Source organism: Allobosea sp. BE125 (assembly GCF_031456075.1).
Classification (GTDB): Bacteria; Pseudomonadota; Alphaproteobacteria; order Rhizobiales; family Beijerinckiaceae; genus Allobosea.
In genome coordinates this window covers 418,019-434,371 of record NZ_JAVDTY010000001.1, presented here as the reverse complement: position 1 = coordinate 434,371, position 16,353 = coordinate 418,019, and the positions used below count along the sequence as shown (strand labels likewise).

Sequence of the window (16,353 nt, the reverse complement as noted above, 5' to 3'; positions counted from 1 at the left end):
CGACGGTGCTCGCTCAGGCGGCGAGCGCCTTGCCGCGTTGCTTCTGCGCGTAAGCCAGCGCCGCCTCGCGCACCCACTCGCCTTCATCATGGGCCTTGCGCCGCGCCGCCAGCCGTTCCCGATTGCACGGGCCGTTACCGGCGATCACCTGCTTGAACTCGTCCCAGTCGATCTCGCCATAGCGCCAATGCCCGGTCTCCTCATCCAAGCGAAGCTCCGGGTCCGGCAGCGAAAGCCCGAGAATCCGCGCCTGGGGCACGGTGGCATCAACGAATTTCTGGCGCAGCTCGTCATTGGAGAAGCGCTTGATCTTCCACAGCGTCGAGGTGTCGGAGTGCAGGCTGGCGGCATCGGGCGGCCCGAACATCATCAGGCAGGGCCACCACCAGCGATTGAGCGCATCCTGCGCCATCTCCTTCTGCTCGGGCGTGCCGCGCGACAGCGTCAGCATGATCTCGTAGCCCTGGCGCTGGTGGAAGGATTCCTCCTTGCAGACCCGGATCATGGCGCGTGCGTAAGGGCCATAGGAGCAGCGGCAGAGCGGGATCTGGTTCATGATCGCCGCGCCGTCGACGAGCCAGCCGATCGCCCCGATATCGGCCCAGGTCAGCGTCGGATAGTTGAAGATCGAGGAGTACTTGGCCTTGCCGCTCAGAAGCTGGTCGACCAGTTCCTCGCGCGACGAGCCAAGCGTCTCGGCGGCGGCATAGAGATAGAGGCCGTGGCCGCACTCGTCCTGGACTTTCGCCAGCAGGGCGGCCTTGCGGCGCAGCGACGGCGCCCGCGTCAGCCAATTGCCCTCCGGCAGCATGCCGACGATCTCGGAATGGGCGTGCTGCGAGATCTGGCGGGTCAAGGTCCGGCGATAGGCCGCCGGCATCCAGTCGTTCGGCTCGATCCGCTCCTCGGCATCGACCCTGGCCTGGAACCGGGCCGCGAGACCGGCATCCTCGAGCTGGCGTTCGCCGGAATCGGGGCTGGTGTTGAGGGCCTGCGTATACATGCGCTCCTCCTCTTTTTTCGTTGGTCCAATTTATATGTGACAGAAAAATTCATGTCAACAATTTTCTGTAACATGTCGTCGCGCGATGAAGCGTGCGACCGCGCAGCGAAGGCCTGAGGTTAAGTCGTGAACCGGCTCTCGGTCTCGCTTGAACGCGGCAGTGGCTCGCCGCTCTCATTGCTGGCGTTCTGATCGAGCCAGCGTTCCGAGCCGGGCAGCACCTGGCGGTAGATCGCGGCGCATAGGCTGCGTGCCGATGCGCCTGGCCAGTCCTCCGGCAGGATATCGGCCGGCAGGAGGGGGTCGCGCAACACGACCCGGCGGTATTCGTGAATCAGCAGGATGCGGGCGACGAGCGCATCGAGATCGGACAGGCGAACGCCGCCCTCGAGGCCGGCCGCAAGCGGCTCGAACGCTGCCTGGAAACGGCGATAGGCTTCGGCGATGGTATCGAGAGGCCAGCTCCTCGCTGCAAGTGCTCGATTGGTCGAGAGGTCGCCGCTCCCTTGGAAGCGCAGCGCGCCGTTTGCCAGTTCCGGCAGCGCGGCGCCGGCTGGCGCAAGCCAGAGACCGGGCGAGGCAATCCCGAAGCCCGCGCTCTCCATCGCCGTCTTCGCGGCCTCGCGATCAGGGCCGCCATCGAACAGCACCATGTCGAAACGCCCCGGCCAAGGCAGCGAATGCAGCGTGTAGATCTGCTCCGACGCGTGCCGGAAGGTGTCGCGCCCCTTATCGGCCAGCCGGTAGAAACTGTTGCGGCCGACCTTGATGCGCTCCAGCCAGCCATCGGAGGCCAGCCGGGACATGGCCGTACGGACAAGCCCGTCGGACAGCCCCATCGCCCGGAAGAAGGCGAGCAAGGTGCCGAGCCAGACGCAGCCGCCGCGCGGCACGATCGCGTCGCCATAGATGGTGATGATGATCGACCAGGTCCGCGAAGGCTCGCCGCGAAGATGGTCGAGGATCGGGTCGAGGGTGGCGCGGGACATCGGCGATCAGTAGCGCCCGGCGCCGCAACCGCAAGCGGCAGGACAGATAAGCTGCATCACGCCCCACGCTTGGCGGATGCAGCTTGACGCCGAAGCGGCCTGGCATCGGCCGGCGCCACGGCCTCTGCCGCAACCGCAGCTCCGGCGGTGATGAGCTGCGAGGCCATCAACGCATATTGCTGTCGCGACAGGCCCTTGCCCTCGCGGAACCAGAGATAGTGCCAGTTCAGCATGCCGAACAGGGACATGGTCAGCGGCTTGAGCAGGGGCCCATGTCCCACCTCCGGAACCGCCTCGGCGATCGCGTCGGCGAAGATCGCCACGAGCTGGCGCTCCAGCGCGCGCAGCGTCTCCTGCCGGTCGTCGCTCAGGAATTTGAGATTGGCGATCTGCACCTGATGCTGGGCGTCGGCGTCGCGATAGGCTTCCAACAGGGCGGCAGACAAGGCGTAGAGGCGCTCCTGGGGATCTTTCGCCGAACGAGCCGCGTCCTCGACGACGGCCACCAGATCGTTGAGATGGTCGAACAGGATGTCGAACAGCACCGCGACCTTGTCGGGGTAGTAGTGGTAGAGCAGCGCCTTGGAGGCCCCGCAAGCCTCCGCGATCATCGTGATCGAGGTTCCCGAATAGCCGTACTGGGCGAAGAGCTCAGCCGCGCGCTGCAGGATCGTTTGCCGCTTGGCATCGTAGTCTTGTGCGCGAGTGCGAGCCATTGCGTGTCGTGTTCCTGTGTCGTCGCTTCCAGCGCAGCCCTGTTCACCGGACTTGATACCGCGGGTCCCGCCTTGCGCTTTCCAGCTTGCATAATCGGTCCCGCCGCTTCTGAATACCAAAGACTGTCCGACTGGTCGATCAATGATACGCGCAAATCTTGCTTTTAAGATTGACCAATCGGCCGGTTAATTTTAACTTGCTACCGTATCGGCATCAGCTACGATGTCGATGGGAATAAAACGGCGGGCCAACCGCCGCGCTTGATCCAGCTCAGGCCTTCTTGGAGGAACGCCCCATGACGAAATCCGCCTTCGGACGGCAGTCCTTGCGCGCGTCCGCGCTGCAAGCCCTTGCTGTCACAACCTTGCTGTCGCTGCCGGCGCTTGCCGCCGATCCGATCAAGATCGGCGCCGTCCTTTCCGCAAGCGGCCCTGCAGCTTTCCTCGGCGACCCGGAGGCGAAGACCCTCAAGATCTATGTCGAGGAGCTGAACAAGAAGGGCGGCGTGCTGGGCCGCCAGATCGAGCTCGTGCTCTATGACGATGGCGGCGATGCCAACAAGGCGCGCACCTTCGCGACGCGGCTGATCGAGGATGACAAGGTCGTCGCCATGGTCGGCGGTTCCACGACGGGCACGACCATGGCGATGATCCCGGTCTTCGAGGACGCCAAGGTGCCGTTCGTCTCCGTCGCCGGCGCGATCGAGATCATCGAGCCCGTGCGCAGCTTCGTGTTCAAGACGCCGCATACCGACAAGACCGCCTGCGAAAAGATCTTCGAGGACATGAAGGCGCGCAGCCTGACCAAGATCGGCATGATCTCGGGCACCGACGGCTTCGGCAAGTCGATGCGCACCCAGTGCCTGCGGGTGGTGAAGGATTACGGCATCACGATCGTGGCCGATGAGAGCTATGGCGCGACCGATTCCGACATGACGCCGCAGCTCAACAAGATCAAGAACACCGCCGGACTTCAGGCGGTGGTCAACCCCGGCTTCGGTCAGGGCCCGGCGATCGTGACGCGCAACTACGGCCAGCTCAGCATCGGGCTGCCGCTCTACCAGAGCCATGGCGTCGCCTCGAAGAGCTTCATCGATCTCGCCGGCCCCGCCGCTGAAGGCATAAGGCTGCCGGCCCCTGCCCTGCTCGTCGCCGACAAGCTCGCCGACGCCGACAAGCAGAAGGCGGTGGTGACCGCCTATAAGACATCCTACGAAAAGGCCGTCGGCCAGCCCGTCTCCACCTTCGGCGGCTATGCCTTCGACGGCATTCAACTCGTGGTCGAGGCGATCCAGAAGGCCAAGGGCACCGACCCGCAGAAGATCCGCGACGCGCTGGAAGCCACCAAGGGCTATGTCGGCGTCACCGGAATCTACACGATGTCGGCGACCGACCATCTTGGGCTGGGCACCGAGTCCTTCCGGATGCTGGAAGTCAGGAACGGCGGCTGGGTCGAGGTCGGCGCGCGCTGAGGCGCCGCCGACCTGGCCACCCCTTTCCCCGGCCGGGGCATAGCCTCGGCGCCAGCGCATGTGCGAGACGCCATGGCCGAGTTCCTGCAACTTCTCTTCTCAGGCCTGACGGTCGGCGCGGTCTACGCCCTCGTCGCGCTCGGCTTCACGCTGATCTACAACGCCTCCGACGTGATCAATTTCGCCCAGGGCGACTTCGTCATGATCGGCGGCATGGGCACGGTGTTTCTGGCAGCGGCTGGCCTGTCCCTGCCGCTCGCCGCCTTCATCGCGATCCTGGCGGCGGTCGCCGTCGGATTGCTGCTGCATCGCCTGGCAATCGAGCCGGCGCGCGGCGCCTCGCCGGTTGCGTTGATCATGATCACGATCGGCGCCTCGATCTTCATCAAGGGCGTCGCCCAGATCGTCTTCGACAAGCAGTTCCACTCGCTGCCCGCCTTCACCGGCTCGGACCCGATCGCTTTGGGCGGCGCGACCATCCTGCCGCAGAGCCTCTGGGTCGTCGGTGGCGCGATCGTGCTGTTTATCGCCCTCTATCTCTTCCTGGAACGGACCCTGCTCGGCAAGGCGGTGCTCGCCACTGCCGCCAACCGCCTTGCGGCGCGTCTGGTCGGGATCAACGTCAAGGTCATCCTCGCGCTCGCCTTCGGCGTCTCCGCCGCCATCGGCGCGATCGCCGGCGTCCTCGTCACGCCGATCACGCTGACGCGCTACGATATCGGCACCTTGTTCGCCTTGAAGGGCTTCGCCGCCGCGATGGTGGGCGGCATGGGCCATCCGCTCGGCGCCGTGGTCGGCGGCGTCCTGATCGGCCTGATGGAAGCCTTTGGAGCAGGCTATATCAGCTCGACCTATAAGGACGGCGTCGCCTTCCTCGCCATCCTGCTGGTGCTGTTCTTCATGCCGCGCGGCCTGTTCGGCGGCGGCAGCGTGGAGCGCGTCTGATGGTCAAGAGCGCATTGCAGTCGCGCTGGGCGACGCTCGCCGTCTTGGCGCTGGTGATGGCGATCGTGCCGCTGATCGCCCCGTCGGCCTTCTATCTGCGCGTGGCGGCGCTGGTCTGGATTTTCGCGCTGGCCGCGCTCGGGCTGACGATCCTGATGGGTTATGCTGGGCAGGTCAGCCTCGGTCATGCCGGTTTTCTCGGCATCGGCGCTTATGGCGTGGCGATCGGCCCGACCCATCTCGGCCTCTCGCCGCTGCTGTCGCTGGTTCTGGCTGCGGCATTGTCGGGCGTCATTGCCTATGTCGTCGGACGGCCGATCCTGCGGCTGAAGGGCTATTACCTTGCCATCGCGACGCTCGGCTTCGGCCTCATCCTGGCGCTGATCTTCCAGAGCGAAAGCGCGGTCACGGGCGGACCTGACGGCATGGCGGTGGCGCGTCTCACGGTGTTCGGCTGGCGCATCGCTGGCGCGATGCAATGGTACTGGGTCAGCGCCGGCGTGCTGCTCGTCGGAGCCTGGATTGCGCTCAACATCGCCGACAGCCCATCCGGCCGGGCACTGCGCGCCGTGCACGACAGCGAGGTCGCAGCGGCGGGCGCGGGCGTCGATGTCGCGGCCAAGAAGCTCGCCGCCTTCGTGACGGCTGCCATCTATGCTGCCATCGCCGGTGGGTTGCTTGCCTGCATGAACGGCCTGATCACGCCCGATGCCGCGAGCTTCATGCATTCGGTCGAATTCGTCGCGATGGTGATCATCGGCGGTCTCGGTTCCGTTCTCGGCGCAGTCGTCGGTGCGGCGTTCCTGATCGTTCTGCCCCAGGCGCTGACCTCCTTGCAGGAATACGAGCAGGCCGTGCTCGGCCTGCTGATCATGGTCTTCATGATCGTACTGCCGACCGGGATCGTGCCGTCGCTGCGCAACTGGCTTGCGGAGCACCTCGCATGAGCCTGCTCAGCGTCTCCGATCTCGGCATCAGCTTCGGCGGCGTCGTCGCCGTGGATGGCGTCGGCTTTTCGGTCTCGCCCGGCGAGGTGTTCTCCATCATCGGCCCCAACGGTGCCGGCAAGACCACCTTGTTCAACCTCGTCACGGGCATCTATCGCCCGCAAAGGGGCGAGGTGCGGCTCGATGGGCAATCGATGGTCGGACTGTCTCCGCATCTCCTGGTGCGACGCGGCATGGCGCGAACCTTCCAGAACCTGCAGATCTTTTTCCGGATGACGACGATAGAGAACGTCATGGTCGGCCGCCATCTCACTGAGCGCTCGTCATTTCTGTCGGACCTTCTCGGCCTGCCCAATGTCACCAGGCAGAACCGCCTGACCCGCGACGCCGCCCTCGCCTTGCTGGAGCGTGTCGGCCTTGCCGCCCACGCCGACGCGAATGCCGGCTCGCTGCCCTATGGCGCGCTCAAGCGCCTGGAGATCGCGCGTGCGCTCGCCGCCGAGCCCAAGGTGCTCCTGCTCGACGAGCCGGCGGCCGGCTGCAACGCCATCGAAACCGAGGCGATCGACGCGCTGATCGTCGAGATCGCCCGGTCGGGCACGGCCGTCGTCCTGATCGAGCATGACATGAAGCTGGTGATGAAGATTTCCGACCGGATCCTGGTTCTGGCTCAGGGCCGCCCTCTCGCGGAAGGGACGCCGCGCACTGTCCGCGACGATCCGGCGGTGATCGCGGCCTATCTCGGCGATCACGGCAGCAGGGAGGCCGATCGTGCTCGCGGTTGAGGGGTTGTCCTCGGCCTATGGCCGAATCGCGGTTTTGCATGAGGTCAGCCTGACCGTGGCGCAGGGCGAGATCGTCGCGCTGGTCGGCTCGAACGGTGCCGGCAAGACGACGCTGCTGCGGACCATCTCCGGCGTGCAGCCGCTGACGGGAGGGCGCATCCTGTTCGACGGGCGGCCGATCGAGCGCATGCCCGCCCACGCTCGTGTCGGGCTCGGCATCGCGCAGTCGCCCGAGGGGCGGCAGGTCTTCGGCCCGCTCAGCGTCGAGGACAATCTGCGCCTGGGCGCCTTCCGCAGACAGGATGCCGGCCTCGCTGAGCGGCTCGCCCAGGCCTATGCGATGTTCCCGATCCTCAAGGACAAGCGCGCCATACCGGCGATGAGCCTGTCGGGGGGGCAACAGCAGATGCTTGCGATCGCTCGCGCCTTGATGGCCGCGCCGAAGCTGCTCCTGCTCGACGAGCCGTCGCTGGGCCTCGCACCGCTACTGGTCGACCAGATCCTGAATGCCGTCGTCTCCTTGCGGGATCAGGGGATGACGATCCTCCTCGTGGAGCAGAATGCCTCGGCAGCGCTGGCCATCGCCGATCGCGGCTATGTGCTGGAGACCGGCAAAATGGTCCATCAGGGCGCGGCCCAGTCATTGCTGGCCGATCCCAAGATGCGGGCTGCCTATCTCGGGCTTTGAACGAGGTTTCCTATACGGCCACGGGCTTGCGCCGCGGCCAGCCGGCCGGCCAGTTCAATGGCGGTCTGGAGTGCGCCGGGCGAGGCCATGCCCTTGCCGACGATATCGAAGGCCGTGCCATGGGCGGGCGTGGTGAAAACGATTTCGAGCCCGGCCGTCACCGTGACGCCGCGGTTGAAGCCCTTCAGCTTCGTCGCGATCTGGCCCTGGTCGTGATACATCGCAACGACGCTGTCGAACTCGCCGGCGAAGGCGCGGATATAGACGGTATCTGCGGGATAGGGGCCGGTGCAGGCGATGCCTGTCGCCGCGATCCGCTCCACCGTCGGGCGGATCAGTTCGATCTCGTCGCGGCCGAACAGGCCGTTTTCGCCGGCATGAGGATTGAGCGCGGCAACGGCGATGCGCGGTTTTGCGATGCCGGCGCTTTTCATCATCCGGTCCACCAGCTCCACCGCATCCGTGATCGCGCGCGCATCGATCAGGTCAAGCGCTTCGCGCAGCGAGACATGGGAGGTCACGCGCGACATCCACTGGCCGTCGAGCACGTTCATCTCCGAGAAATAGCCCTGATGCTTCAGCAGATGCGCGAACAGCTTGTGCTCGTCGGGAAAGCGCCAGCCGCCCGCGAACATCGCCGCCTTGTTGAGCGGGGCGAAGGTGATGGCGTCGAGCTTGCCCGCCTGCGCGAGGCCGATCGCATGGGCCAGCGTCTCACCGGTTATGCGACCGGATTCGGCTGACATCGCTCCCCGCCCAAGCGAAGCGGGATCGGCATTGCCGAGATCGATCAGCGGAACCTCAGGCGCGTTCCAATCGATCTCGCTGCCTTCCGTGACGCTGCTCCAGCGCAAATGCACCCCGGCATCGCGCGCGCCCTGCTCCAGCACGCGCCGGTCGCCGATCGCAACCAGCCGCACATGATCGCGCCAGCCGCCATCGACCAGCACCTTGGCCGCGATCTCGGGGCCGATGCCGGTCGCGTCTCCAAGGAGGAGGCCGAGGCGAGGCTTGTCTTGCATGGCGGCCATGACGTCCCCCTAGATTCAAGATGCTTATTGTCGACAATATGATATTCATCGCATGGGATCTGGCGAGGAGCAATGCCGATGATGCTGGAACGATCGGATGGCGGCACGAGCCGGCCACCTTTATTGCCACATGGCCCTGTGCTGATGGCGGGCTTCGAGCGGCGCAGGATCCGCACCCGCGGCGCCGAGATCGAGGTCGCCATCGCCGGCAGCGGGCCGCCGCTCCTGCTGATCCATGGCAATCCGCTCAACCTGGCGAGCTGGCACAAGATCGCGCCCTCGCTGGCGCAGAGCTTCACCGTGGTGGCGACCGACCTGCGCGGCTATGGCGACAGCTCCAAGCCGGAGGGCGGCGGGGACCATTCCGAATACAGCTTCCGCGCCATGGGCGAGGACAATTTCGACGTGATGGACGCGCTGGGCTTCGACAGCTTCGCGATTGCGGGGCACGACCGAGGCGCGCGCGTCGCCTTCCGCATGGCACTCGACCAGCCGCATCGCGTCACGGCGCTGGCAGCGCTCGACATCGTGCCGACCCACCATGTCCTGACCCATGTCAGCCTGGGTTGGGGGCTGGAATCCTATCACTGGTTCTTCATGGCGCAGAAGGCGCCCTTCCCCGAGCGCTTGATCTGCGCCGATCTCGATTATTACATCCGCTACAAGCTCAACAAGAAAGGCGTCGGGCTCGAGATCTTCACGCCCGAGGCGCTGGCCGATTATGCGCGCTGCACGACGCCGGAGCAGATCCACGCCGTTTGCGAGGACTACCGCGCCACGGTGACCCTCGACCTCGCCATGGACACGGCCGATTACGGCAAGCGTAGGATCGACTGCCCGGTCCTCGTGCTCTGGGGCTCGAACAGCCATTGCGGCCGGCATTTCAGACCGATCGAGGCTTGGAGCGAATGGGCGCACGACCTGCGCGGCTGGGCGATCCCGACCGGGCATTACCCGGCCGAGCACCGGCCCGACCTCGTCTACGCCACCTTCCACGCGTTCTTCTCAGGCCGGGAACCCGCGCCCTACAGCGAAGCCGCCTGATGGCTGCGATCGATCCGCATCAGGCGAAACGGCGCCTGCATGCGCCCGCCGAAATCGCCTGCCTCGATCTGCGCGAGCACGGCCAATACGGCGAGGGCCACCCCTTCCTCGCCGTCCCCTGCCCCTATAGCCGGCTCGAGACCGTGGTCACGGCTCTGGTGCCGCGCCGTGACGTGCCGATCATCCTGGTCGACGGGGGCGACGGTGTGGCACCGCGCGCTGCGGCGCGTCTGGCCGCGCTGGGCTATGCAGAGATTGACTGGATCGACGGTGGCGCGCCGGCCTGGGCGGCCGCAGGCTACACCCTGTTCAAGGGCGTGAACCTGCCGAGCAAGACGCTGGGCGAGCTGGTCGAGGCGCAGTGGCATAGTCCCGCTATCGGACCGGATGCTCTCGAGGCGTGGCGGAGCGAGCATCGGCCCTTCCAGCTGTTCGACGGCCGCCCCGCGGTCGAATTCGCCAAGATGACCATTCCCGGATCGCGCTCCATGCCCAATGGCGAGGCGGGTCATCGCTGGGAGGCGCTCGCCTCGGATGGCGGCCCGGTCGTGATCAATTGCGCCGGGCGCACACGCAGCATCATCGGGGCGGCAGGCCTCGCGCTCGTGCAACCGGGATTGCCTGTGCTCGCATTGGAGAACGGCACTCAGGGCTGGGCCTTGTCGGGCCGCACGCTGGCACATGGCCGGGCCGCGGCGCCCCTGCCGGCTGCGCAGGCCGCGGCAAGCCGGCAGCGCGCCGACGCCTTCATGGCGGCACACGGCCTCCGGCAGATCGATCGCGCCGAAGCCGAGAAGCTTGCGTGCGAGCCGGGCCGGACGACCTATCTCCTCGATGTGCGCGATCCCGCCGAGCATTCGGCCGCGCCGCACGCCGCGGCGCCACCCGCGCCGGGCGGCCAGCTCGTCCAGGCCACGGACCAGTGGATCGGCGTGCGCCGCGCCCGCGTGATCCTTGCCGACGACACCGGCTTGCGGGCGGCGCTCGCCGCCTTCTGGCTGCGCCAGCTCGGCTACGAGACCTATGTGCTCGCCGGCATCGACACTTGGCCCGCCGATTGGCGCCTGCCCGTCGAGCCCTTTGGACAGCTGCATCCTGCCGCACTGCCTGAGGTCACGGCGAGCGAAGCTGTCTCGTGCGCCCAGAATGGCGACCTCCTGCTCGATCTGCGCAGCTCGTTCGACTATCGCGCGGGGCATCTGCCCGGCGCTGCATGGTCGATCCGGCCTCGGCCGCCGGCGGTGGCCGGCCGCCGCGTCCTGCTGGTCGGGGACACGAGCACCACGGCCTTGGCCGCCATCGACCTGATCGAGGCCGGCGCTGTCTCCTCGCACAGGATCGCGGGCGATGCGCAGGCCTGGCGCGATGCCGGGCTTGCCCTGGAAACCTCACTGGACGCCCCCGCTGACGCTGAGGCGATCGACTTCCTGTTCTTCGTGCATGACCGGCATGACGGCAATCTCGATGCCGCCCGACGCTACCTCGCCTGGGAAATGGGCCTCCTCGCCCAGCTCGACGACGCCGAGCGGAACGAGTACCGGCTGGATGCGATCGACCTCAGAGCAGGATGCGAAAAAGTGGGAACCGGTTTTTCGCGTTGATCCTGCTCTCACTTTTGGATGCCCTAGCCGATCGCGCTGACGATCGCCTCGGTCATGGCCCGCGTGCCGGCCGTGCCGCGGATGTCGCGCGTGCGCGTCTCCGGCGAGGCCAGCGCCTTGTCGATCGCACCCTGCATCGTTTGCGCTGCGTCCCGCGCCTGCGGGAGCGTCCTGGCGCGGCCGAGATGCTCGATCAGCATCCGCGCCGATTCGATCATCGCATAGGGGTTGGCGAGGTCCTTGCCCGCGATATCGGGGGCCGAGCCATGCGTCGCCTGCGCCATGGCCAGCCCGCCCTCCCCGATGCACAGGCCCGGCGCCATGCCGAGCCCACCGACGAGTCCCGCAGCCTCGTCGGTCAGGATGTCGCCGAACATATTCGTCGTCACCACCGTGTCGAAACTCTGCGGATCACGGATCAGGCGCATGGCGAAAGTATCGACGATCACCTCGTCGACCGTGACGTCGGGATAGTCGCGCGCGACCTCGTAGCAGCTTTCCACGAACATGCCGCAGCCGAGCTTGAACACGGTGTTCTTGTGCACGAGCGTCAGGCGCTTCTTGCGCGAGCGGGCAATATCGAGGGCGGCGCGTGCGACCTTGCGGCTGCCCTTGCGCGAGATGACGCGCACCGAGATGGTCAGGTCGTCATTGGGCCTGAACTCGCCGGAGCCCATCACCACATTGCGGTCCGGCTGGAAGCCTTCGTTGTTCTCGCGCACGATGACGAGGTCGATATCGTCATAGATGCAGCCGATGCCGGGATAGGAGCGCGTCGGGCGGACATTGGCGAACAGGTCGAAATGCTTGCGCAGGATCGGATGCGGATTGATCGCGCCCGGACCCTTCGGATAGGCCTGATGGCCGATCGGGCCGAGAATGAAGCCATCGAAGGTCGCGAGCGTCTCCAATGTGCCCTCGGGCATCGTCGTGCCGTGGCTGTCGAGCGCGGCGCGGCCGATCGGCATTGGCCGCCAGTCGATCTCCAGCCCATGCCGGGCAGCGGCAGCTTTCACCACCGCCACGGCCGCCGGCACGATCTCGTGGCCGATATCGTCCCCGTCGAGGACGCCGATGGTGAGCTGGGCCATGGTCACAGCCGCAAGGGCGCCATCAGGCGCTCGATCGAAGGCAGCGTCTCCAGATCGCGCACCAGCGCGATCACCTCTTCGATCCGCTCCGGCGCGAGCCTGGCGAAGCCGGCGGTCTCGCGGAATTTGTCGGAGACCTCCTCGTAGCTCATCGGGTTGGTCGGGCTGCCCTTGCCGAAATCCGCCCGGCCCGAGATCGTCCGGCCGCCCTTCAGCGTGATGGCGATGAGGGTCGTCATCTTGTCGTAGCCGGCGGCCTCCGCCTCCTCGTCGACGACGAAATCGATCCGCTCGATCATCGCCTTGATGTCGGGGCGGTTGACCACCTCGTCGGTGAACTCGGCAAGGCCGGCTTTGCCCTCGATCAGGAGGGCCGCCATGCAGAACTCCATCGAGAACTTGGCCTGGAGCTCATTGGTTGGGCGGTGGTGGATCAGGGCATTGGGCATGTTGTGGTTGGTGCCGATGCGAACCCGCTCGACCTCGCCAGCGACGATCTTGTTCTCGCGGATGAGGCGCAGCATCTCGGTCATGCCGGGATGGGTGAGCGAGCCCGACGGATGCGGCTTGATCGAGATACCCGGCGTCGCGAAGGTCCAGGGCGCGCCGAGCTGGTTCAGGATCGCAGCCTCGTCATAGCCGCCGCCGGCGGCGCGAAAGAAGCCGCGCGGCGCCTCCAGGATCTTGTCCGTGGCGCTCCAGCCATATTCGGCGAACTGGGCTGCCGCGACGCCGCTCTCCGACGAGCGCCCGGCATGGAAGGGTTTTGTCATCGTGCCGAAATTCTCGCGCAGGCCGGCCGACTGGCTTCCGGCGATGGAAAGCGCCCGCAAGGTCTGGTCGAGATTGAGCCCCATCAGCTTGGCGCTGGCGGCGGCTGCCGCGAAGGTGCCGCAAGTGGCGGTCGCGTGAAAGCCGGTCTGGTAGTGGCGCGGGTTGATCGCCTCGGCGATCTTGCACTCCACCTCGACGCCCAGATGATAGGCGAGCATCACCTCGCGCCCACTGGCGCCCTTCGCCTCGCCCATCGCAAGTGCTGCCGGCAGCGCGGGTGCGGTCGGATGGGTGAGCAGGCCGTAAACCCGGTCCTTGGCCACGGCGAGCTGGGTGTCGTCGTAATCATCCGCATGAATGCCGACGCCGTTGGCGAAGGCGGCGAAACGCGGCGCGACCTTCAGTTTCGAGCCGATCACGGTCGCCGGCCCCTCGGCGAGGTTCAGATCCCTCAAATGCCGGCGGACATATTCGCCGCTATGGGCAACCGAGCCCGACAGCGCCAGCCCAAGCCCGTCGAGGATCGATTTCTTGCCGAGCGCGACGACATCGCCGGGCAGATCCGCCGGCGAAGCCTCGCAGATGAAGCTCGCGACATAGCGCGTCAGGCCGTTATCCGAAGGCGAAAGATTATCGGGCGTCTTCATGGCGTCCTCCAGGATTGATCATCAGCGTCTAATTGTCTTTTGCCGATTGTCAACAGTTTGAGATTCGATGGCATCCGCGAGCCGCGGCTGATAGATTGAGGCAACCGCACGGAACCCATTGCAGGAACCCCATGGCATGAGTCTCGACATCGATTCCGCCCTGCAGCTTCGCCGCAACCAGTCGCTGACCTCGATCATCCGCCGCGAGCTGGAGCAGATGATCGAGCGGGGCGAGCTGAGCGCCGGCGAGCGGCTCAACGAGAATGCGCTCGCCGCCAAGCTGGGGGTCAGCCGGGGGCCGATCCGCGAGGCCTGCCGCGGGCTGGAGCAGAGCGGACTGGTGAATGTCGTCGTCAACCGCGGCGTGTTCATCCGCGCGCTCGACGGGCGCGAGGCGGCAGAACTCTACGAGATCCGGGCAGCGCTCTATGGCCTGGCCGGCCGGCTGCTGGCGCCGATCGTCACCGACGAGCAGGTCGCGATCCTCACCGGCTATGTCGAGGAGATGGACGCCGCCATGGCGGCCGGCGACCTGAACAGCTTCTATCCTGGCAATCTGCGCTTTCACGAGGCCATCGTCGAATTCGGCGGCAATGCCCGCCTGGCGGCCGAATGCGCCGCGATCCACCGCGAAATGCATCTGCTGCGCCGCCGCACCCTCGACATGCCGGGCCGGATGATGACCTCCAATGACGAGCACCGCGCCATCCTCGAACGCATCGCTGCACGTGACCCTGCCGGGGCCGAAGCTGCATTGGAGGAGCATGTCCTGATCAGCCGCAACGCGCTGTTTGGCCCACTCGGCCATTATCCCGACACCTGATCAGCCACGGACCGGTCCCACTCTCACGCCCCCGAGAAGCGGCAGGCGATTGGCGAGGAACACGACGGCGAACGAGACCATCAGCAGCATGATCCCGAGCACGGAGATCGCGCCGAGATCACCGGATTCGTTCAGGTCGTAGATGATCACCGAGACGAGCTTGGTGTCCGCCGTCGTCAGCAGGATCGTGGCGGAGAGTTCGCGGATCGTGCCGATGAAGACGAAGCACCAGGCCGCCACGACATTGGAGCGCAGCAGCGGCGCGGTGATGGTGCGCAGCGTCATCATCCGCGTCGCACCCAGAATGCGCCCCGCCTCCTCCAGCTCGACATGCACGCTTTTGAAGGCCGAGGAGAGCTGCTGGTAGCCCGCCGGCATCTCGATGGTCAGGAAGGCGATCAGCAGGATCCAGAGCGTGCCGTAAAGCGGCAGGATCGGGCTGGAATAGCTGAGGAAGAGCCCGACACCGAGCACGATGCCGGGAATCGCGATCGGCGCGGTCGCGAGATAGCCGAGATAAGGCGCCGCCCGCGAGGTGCCGCGCGTGACGAGATAGGCCACGACGAGCGCGATCGCCGTGCCGATGGTCGCCGTCAGGAAGCCGAGCAGAAAGGTGTTGCGCAGCGCGAGTTGCGTCGCGGAGAACTCGAAGAACACGAACCAGATATGATGGAGCGTGAAACTCTCGAAGGTGAGCGGTTCGGCCACGGTGCGGGTGAGCGCGGTCTTCACAAGTGCCGCATAGGGCATCAGCACCGTCAGCGAGAGGATGAGGAAAGTGAAGCCGAGCGCCAGCCATTTCCAGCGCCCGAGCACGGTGATGCGCACGCTCCCGCTCTTGCCGCCGAGCGTGGTGTAGCCGCGCCGGCCGAGGATGCGCCGCTGCGTCCACAGCAACAGGATGGTGACGAGAAGCAGCGGCAGCGCGGCCGCGGCAGCAAGCCCTGGCTTGGGCGGATACTGGAACAGGCTCCAGATCTTGGTGGTGATGACATGGAAATTTGCCGGCAAGGCCAGGATGGCGGGCGAGCCGAACATCGTCAGCGCCTGCAAGATCGCGATGAGCGAGCCGGCGAGCATGGCGGGCAGCACGAGCGGGATCGTCACCTTGCGCAAGGTCGGCCAAAGGCCGCCGCCGAGGATGGCGGAGGCCTCCTCCAGCTCGGTCGGTACACGTTCGAGCGCGTTGGTCACCAATGTGAAGACATAGGGAAACGTGTAGCAGGAGATGGCGAAAACCAGCCCCGAGAGCGTGTAGATGTCGACGAGGTATTCGTAAGGATCCAGACCGAACAGCCAGCGATAAACGGCATTGATGATGCCGCTATTGGGCGCGGCGAGAATCTCCCAGGCGATGGCGCCGAGGAAGGGCGGCGTCACGAAGGACGCCATGACGAGCCCGCGCACCATGGAGCGGCCCGGCATGTCGGTGCGCGCCACGATCCAGGCGAGCGGCACCGCGATGACGCATGACATCGCCCCGACGCTCAGCGACATGGTGATGGCGATGATGAAGGGTCGGCGCAGCGTCGCATCGGTGACCAGCGCCCTGAAATTGGCGAGGCTCAGGCTGCCCGCCTGATCCGTCACCGCGTAATAGCCGAGCCAGCCGAGCGGCAACACCACCAGCACCGCCAGGATCACCGTGAGCAGCACGAAGATCGGCCGCGACCAGTCGAAAGTGATGCGGCGCGTGGGAATCCCGGCGTCGATCCCGGTTATCGCGGTCATGCGGATCTCCGTGCGCAGCCAGCACGCGACGTAAAAAACGCCGAGCGCCGATCTCGTCATCAGGCG

General features: G+C 66.2%; 15 protein-coding genes. 8 read left to right on the top strand and 7 right to left on the bottom strand.

Going from position 1 to position 16,353, the window contains the following annotated elements; genetic code table 11:
- Nucleotides 1–13: 13 nt before the first annotated feature.
- From paaA to J2Y55_RS01970, 3 genes are all read right to left on the bottom strand, one after another.
- Nucleotides 14–1,003: a 1,2-phenylacetyl-CoA epoxidase subunit PaaA gene (gene paaA, locus J2Y55_RS01980; RefSeq protein WP_310147117.1), complete on the bottom strand. Its 990-nt coding sequence runs from the start codon at nt 1,001–1,003 to the stop codon at nt 14–16.
- A gap of 119 nt (nt 1,004–1,122) precedes the next feature.
- Nucleotides 1,123–1,992 (bottom strand): phenylacetic acid degradation operon negative regulatory protein PaaX, encoded by an 870-nt coding sequence (gene paaX / locus J2Y55_RS01975; RefSeq protein ID WP_310147115.1) that lies wholly within the window; start codon nt 1,990–1,992, stop codon nt 1,123–1,125.
- Nucleotides 1,993–2,048: 56 nt separating this feature from the next.
- Nucleotides 2,049–2,708: a TetR/AcrR family transcriptional regulator gene (locus tag J2Y55_RS01970; protein WP_310147113.1), complete on the bottom strand. Its 660-nt coding sequence runs from the start codon at nt 2,706–2,708 to the stop codon at nt 2,049–2,051.
- 296 nt (nt 2,709–3,004) lie between these two features.
- Between J2Y55_RS01970 and J2Y55_RS01965 the strand changes: the two genes are divergently transcribed.
- From J2Y55_RS01965 to J2Y55_RS01945, 5 genes are all read left to right on the top strand, one after another.
- Nucleotides 3,005–4,180, top strand: a complete 1,176-nt coding sequence (locus J2Y55_RS01965) for an ABC transporter substrate-binding protein (RefSeq protein WP_310147111.1) — start codon at nt 3,005–3,007, stop codon at nt 4,178–4,180.
- A 72-nt stretch (nt 4,181–4,252) separates the two neighbouring features.
- Nucleotides 4,253–5,125 carry a branched-chain amino acid ABC transporter permease gene (locus J2Y55_RS01960; protein WP_310147109.1) on the top strand — a complete coding sequence of 291 codons (873 nt, stop codon included), beginning with the start codon at nt 4,253–4,255 and terminating at the stop codon, nt 5,123–5,125.
- Nucleotides 5,125–6,072 (top strand): branched-chain amino acid ABC transporter permease, encoded by a 948-nt coding sequence (locus J2Y55_RS01955; RefSeq protein ID WP_310147107.1) that lies wholly within the window; start codon nt 5,125–5,127, stop codon nt 6,070–6,072. Before J2Y55_RS01960 ends, J2Y55_RS01955 begins: the two co-directional genes overlap by 1 nt.
- On the top strand, nt 6,069–6,857 hold the full coding sequence (locus J2Y55_RS01950) for an ABC transporter ATP-binding protein (RefSeq protein ID WP_310147105.1): 789 nt from the start codon (nt 6,069–6,071) through the stop codon (nt 6,855–6,857). Before J2Y55_RS01955 ends, J2Y55_RS01950 begins: the two co-directional genes overlap by 4 nt.
- Nucleotides 6,844–7,545: an ABC transporter ATP-binding protein gene (locus tag J2Y55_RS01945; protein ID WP_310147103.1), complete on the top strand. Its 702-nt coding sequence runs from the start codon at nt 6,844–6,846 to the stop codon at nt 7,543–7,545. Before J2Y55_RS01950 ends, J2Y55_RS01945 begins: the two co-directional genes overlap by 14 nt.
- Here J2Y55_RS01945 and J2Y55_RS01940 read toward each other — a convergent pair.
- Nucleotides 7,530–8,576 carry a PdxA family dehydrogenase gene (locus J2Y55_RS01940; protein ID WP_310147101.1) on the bottom strand — a complete coding sequence of 349 codons (1,047 nt, stop codon included), beginning with the start codon at nt 8,574–8,576 and terminating at the stop codon, nt 7,530–7,532. The genes J2Y55_RS01945 and J2Y55_RS01940 overlap by 16 nt on opposite strands.
- A 78-nt stretch (nt 8,577–8,654) precedes the next feature.
- On the opposite strand from J2Y55_RS01940, the gene J2Y55_RS01935 reads away from it, so the two are divergent.
- Complete coding sequence (locus tag J2Y55_RS01935) at nt 8,655–9,620, top strand: alpha/beta fold hydrolase (RefSeq protein ID WP_310147099.1); 966 nt, start codon at nt 8,655–8,657, stop codon at nt 9,618–9,620.
- Nucleotides 9,620–11,221: a rhodanese-like domain-containing protein gene (locus tag J2Y55_RS01930; protein WP_310147097.1), complete on the top strand. Its 1,602-nt coding sequence runs from the start codon at nt 9,620–9,622 to the stop codon at nt 11,219–11,221. The genes J2Y55_RS01935 and J2Y55_RS01930 overlap by 1 nt, the downstream gene beginning before the upstream one ends.
- A gap of 23 nt (nt 11,222–11,244) precedes the next feature.
- Here J2Y55_RS01930 and J2Y55_RS01925 read toward each other — a convergent pair whose 3' ends face one another.
- Entirely contained in the window at nt 11,245–12,312 is a 1,068-nt protein-coding gene (locus tag J2Y55_RS01925) for an isocitrate/isopropylmalate dehydrogenase family protein (RefSeq protein ID WP_310147095.1), read from the bottom strand.
- 2 nt (nt 12,313–12,314) lie between these two features.
- A complete protein-coding gene (locus J2Y55_RS01920; protein ID WP_310147093.1) occupies nt 12,315–13,733 on the bottom strand; it encodes an MmgE/PrpD family protein in 1,419 nt (472 codons plus the stop codon).
- A gap of 136 nt (nt 13,734–13,869) precedes the next feature.
- Between J2Y55_RS01920 and J2Y55_RS01915 the strand changes: the two genes are divergently transcribed.
- Nucleotides 13,870–14,556, top strand: coding sequence for an FCD domain-containing protein (locus tag J2Y55_RS01915; protein ID WP_310147091.1), 687 nt, complete (start codon nt 13,870–13,872; stop codon nt 14,554–14,556).
- Here J2Y55_RS01915 and J2Y55_RS01910 read toward each other — a convergent pair whose 3' ends face one another.
- Nucleotides 14,557–16,287: an ABC transporter permease gene (locus tag J2Y55_RS01910; RefSeq protein ID WP_310147089.1), complete on the bottom strand. Its 1,731-nt coding sequence runs from the start codon at nt 16,285–16,287 to the stop codon at nt 14,557–14,559.
- Nucleotides 16,288–16,353: the final 66 nt, after the last annotated feature.

Excerpts from the sequence above, each read along its gene's own strand:
- paaA (WP_310147117.1), bottom strand. The coding sequence starts at position 1,003 with ATGTATACGCAGGCCCTCAACACCAGCCCCGATTCCGGCGAACGCCAG.
- paaX (WP_310147115.1), bottom strand. The coding sequence starts at position 1,992 with ATGTCCCGCGCCACCCTCGACCCGATCCTCGACCATCTTCGCGGCGAG.
- J2Y55_RS01970 (WP_310147113.1), bottom strand. The coding sequence starts at position 2,708 with ATGGCTCGCACTCGCGCACAAGACTACGATGCCAAGCGGCAAACGATC.
- J2Y55_RS01965 (WP_310147111.1), top strand. The coding sequence starts at position 3,005 with ATGACGAAATCCGCCTTCGGACGGCAGTCCTTGCGCGCGTCCGCGCTG.
- J2Y55_RS01960 (WP_310147109.1), top strand. The coding sequence starts at position 4,253 with ATGGCCGAGTTCCTGCAACTTCTCTTCTCAGGCCTGACGGTCGGCGCG.
- J2Y55_RS01955 (WP_310147107.1), top strand. The coding sequence starts at position 5,125 with ATGGTCAAGAGCGCATTGCAGTCGCGCTGGGCGACGCTCGCCGTCTTG.
- J2Y55_RS01950 (WP_310147105.1), top strand. The coding sequence starts at position 6,069 with ATGAGCCTGCTCAGCGTCTCCGATCTCGGCATCAGCTTCGGCGGCGTC.
- J2Y55_RS01940 (WP_310147101.1), bottom strand. The coding sequence starts at position 8,576 with ATGGCCGCCATGCAAGACAAGCCTCGCCTCGGCCTCCTCCTTGGAGAC.
- J2Y55_RS01935 (WP_310147099.1), top strand. The coding sequence starts at position 8,655 with ATGATGCTGGAACGATCGGATGGCGGCACGAGCCGGCCACCTTTATTG.
- J2Y55_RS01930 (WP_310147097.1), top strand. The coding sequence starts at position 9,620 with ATGGCTGCGATCGATCCGCATCAGGCGAAACGGCGCCTGCATGCGCCC.
- J2Y55_RS01925 (WP_310147095.1), bottom strand. The coding sequence starts at position 12,312 with ATGGCCCAGCTCACCATCGGCGTCCTCGACGGGGACGATATCGGCCAC.
- J2Y55_RS01920 (WP_310147093.1), bottom strand. The coding sequence starts at position 13,733 with ATGAAGACGCCCGATAATCTTTCGCCTTCGGATAACGGCCTGACGCGC.
- J2Y55_RS01915 (WP_310147091.1), top strand. The coding sequence starts at position 13,870 with ATGAGTCTCGACATCGATTCCGCCCTGCAGCTTCGCCGCAACCAGTCG.
- J2Y55_RS01910 (WP_310147089.1), bottom strand. The coding sequence starts at position 16,287 with ATGACCGCGATAACCGGGATCGACGCCGGGATTCCCACGCGCCGCATC.